Origin of the sequence: Paenibacillus sp. 32O-W, from assembly GCF_007679495.1 — a bacterium.
GTDB lineage: Bacteria > Bacillota > Bacilli > Paenibacillales > NBRC-103111 > Paenibacillus_L > Paenibacillus_L residui.
Window position 1 is genome coordinate 1 of the sequence record NZ_VEGP01000133.1, and the last position, 3,344, is coordinate 3,344.

Consider the following 3,344-nt stretch of genomic DNA (forward strand, 5'->3'; position numbering starts at 1 on the left):
CAACTCCAACAATGGTTTGCTGGTTTACCCAGCTACATCAAGGCCTATCTGCCGAATTTAAGCTGCGAAAGTTGAGTAATTAACAAATAGCATTCCGGAAAATAAACCCTCTTCCATTTAAGCAGCACTGTACACTCCGCATGTGTTGAGTTGGGAATAGGAACATGCCCCTCTATCATTCGTTTCATTTTGAAGTTTAAAACTGACCTTTTTCCGAAAAAAAGTGGACAAGGGAGGAAAGAAATCTCTTTGTACAGATTAGAAATCTCCGGAATCGAGAGCTATAATGATGGTGAGGCTCGAAAAAATGATGAATCTGTTTTCTTAGTGCTTAGATTAAAATAGAGCTCCTCCTTAAGTATTACATGCTACCCGAGTACGTTCATTAATTAATAATTGGAAGTGGAGTATAGTGAGGAGGACGTATCCAAAGTGAAGGTCCGGGAGCGTCCTCTTGTTGACTAAGAGGTACCCGTCGCTTTTTCTGATGCCTGCACAACACCGTTCAATGTTAAACATCCCGAGTATGTTATTGCATGAATAACACATGGACTTGCAACACTTAAGTGTAACGACTTTTCAATTTCCGTAAATAGCATCCTAGGCTTTGAGGTGGGTGTAATGCTTCCAACTAACAAAACCGAAGAATCATAAAAAGGCCTAACTATGATTGACAATGTCACAATATGGAACACGACATTTCGAAAAATTGCGCGTTAATTTAAGTGCGCCTTTTGTGGCGCCGACATACACCCGTTCCCCCGGTGTACCCCTTCGCGATTACGTTTGAATTTCAGTTTCAAAAACGAATAGACGCCGATCATTTAGAGCGACGCCGATTAATTCTTCAAAAAACGGCAACCCACCTTTATTTCGTGACGATAAAGTTAGGGAGATTTTTTTCAAGATACTTAATTCTTTCCGAATAATCTTGTTTTGCAAGAGTTTCCGAAAGGATATTGTTCGATACTAACAAGTCATAAAATGATTTCAGCATCTGGGCGGATATAGCGGAAGTAATCATCATTCTTTGACCGTCGATCAGGACAGAAGATATTTTTTCAGGCTGTACAAGCTCAATCTGTACGCCGTTCCTGTCGATTATGAAATACATCTCCTTTTTATTTTCAAACACTAAATGTTTTACTTCTGCCCCGTTTGCCAAGCGACTCTGAACTTCTTTCATGGAATAGCCCGGAATCGGATCATTGATCAGCAGCCATTTTGCAAATTCTTTTGCATCGACTTCATCTGTATCATATTTTTTCCAAACTGCGCCATTATCTTTGCTTATCTGTACTGTGTTATCCATCATGACACGAAGATATATTTCGTTGTCCATATAAACTGCACGATACTTTGAAGCCATTAGGCTGTCTATCAACTTCGGTACATCATGTTTCTTGTTGAATGTTAAATCGTGCGGCATTAAATCTGTGATGGTTGCACCTTGAGATAATGCGGGCACTATTTCGGTAGTGAGGGCACCTTGATATAATGCAGGCATTATATCGGCTGAAGGTTCGGCTATAGGATTTTCGACACCCGCAGAAGATTCCGTTTTGTCCAATGCAGAAGTTGCAAAGATGACAACAACACAGGCTGCAAGCCCAATAGCGAGCAGCGTCGTAGCGAGGGTGATTTTCTTGGTTTTCATGATCGATATAATCCTTTCTTCGGTCGAGCTTTTGGAAAAGCTACTAATCATCGGCGACAAACCGATTTTCTTTTCTTCCAAACGCACAAGTGCCCTAGCATAAGCAGGTTTCGTGTTTTCCCCAAATTTTCGTATGACAGTTTCATCACAGAATAGCTCGATATCACGGTTGGCAAGGATATACATAACCCATACCAAAGGGTTGAACCAATGGACGCATACGCTAGTGGCAAGAATCCATTTCATTAGTGTGTCGAATCGCTTGATGTGCGTAAATTCGTGGGTCAGGATAAGCGCAAGCTGTTTCTCTTCGTCATAGTCTAAATTTTTCGGCAAGAGTACAACAGGCCGAAAAATACCGTATGTAAGCGGAGTTGAAATATTATCTAGTTGCCTGATTTGAACATCTCGCCGTAACAAATTTGAATGCTGCCATTTTTTTATAAATTCGTTTCTAATAGGCACAGCCATTTTGTAGATTTTGCGATACCTTAAATGCGGAATGATAAAAAATAAAGCACACAATGTAAAACCAACTAACCACACCCATACAAAAGGCGATATTTGTGAAGCCGTCTTCAATGGCAAAATCGGCTCGGTCAAATGTTCTGTTATTGGTGGCATGATTACCGTGGTTCCATTAATAAATGTTGAACTTTCTGTCGTGGAAACCAATTTTGGCGTTGTAAACATTCTGCTTAAATGTTCCACTGCCGTAAAAATGCTAAATTGCGATTGAACTGAAACAGGTACCAGCAATTGAATTAGTGCAACACCCCAAAGAAACATAAAGGTCATTTTGGGCAGCTTGTGAATAAGCAAGGAACGTAAGAAAATAACTGCAAGAATAAAGACAGAAGCCGAGATACTTATTTGAAGTAACGACATTCACTCACCTCATTCCAAACTATCGATTAGACGTTTTAAGCGGTTAATTTCCTCCGTCGATAGCCGTTTCTGCCCCAATAATGACGCAATTAGTCTATCGGGGGCGCCATCATACATTTTATTTATTAATTCTGTTGTTTCGTGTTCTTGCGCTTGCTCTCGTGTAACAAGCGCATGGCAAACGAAATTAGGCTCCTGCCGCTCGATCGCCCCTTTATCAAGGCATCTCTTGATGATGGTATACGTTGTTGTTTTACTCCAACCTACTTTTTCTTTTGCAATTTCTGCAATTCTCTTTGCTGGGGTATCGCCTTCTTTCCACAAGATTTCCATAATATTAAGCTCGCTATCGAATAGCTTCATAACCAAATGAAAACCCCCCGTTTCTCCATCGTTCTACTCTAGTAGAACTTTTTATTTACATTCTACTGAAGTAGAATTGCTTTGTCGAGAAGATTCTGTAATTTTCTAACATCGTATTTTGTTATAAGTACTCGCGGCGCCGAGATGCCACTACTCTCCCAACCCATTTGGTTGTTTTTGAAAAAACCGTAAAAGATGACTTGCAAGCCATAGCCAAGGATGCCGTTCGGTGTCTTTGAAGGCAAAGTCGCAGAATCGCAAGGTGCAGTAGCGAAGGAATTGAAGCGACTTGAAAAGCAAATTAACAAAAGTTTCATGTGATTCATCACAAGTATAAGCAATAGCCGTAAGAAAATTAATTACTCAACTTTCGCAGCTTAGATTGGCAAACAAACCCTTGATATAACTGGGTAAGGTGCTCATCCATTGCTGGACT

General features: G+C 40.4%; 2 protein-coding genes. Both read right to left on the bottom strand.

The window, feature by feature from the left end:
• Nucleotides 1-868: 868 nt before the first annotated feature.
• Entirely contained in the window at nt 869-2,545 is a 1,677-nt protein-coding gene (locus FS806_RS25090) for a M56 family metallopeptidase (RefSeq protein ID WP_144942058.1), read from the bottom strand.
• A 9-nt stretch (nt 2,546-2,554) separates the two neighbouring features.
• The gene (locus FS806_RS25095; RefSeq protein ID WP_235949979.1) at nt 2,555-2,908 is read right to left on the bottom strand and encodes a BlaI/MecI/CopY family transcriptional regulator; all 354 of its coding nucleotides are present in this window, start codon (nt 2,906-2,908) and stop codon (nt 2,555-2,557) included.
• Nucleotides 2,909-3,344: the final 436 nt, after the last annotated feature.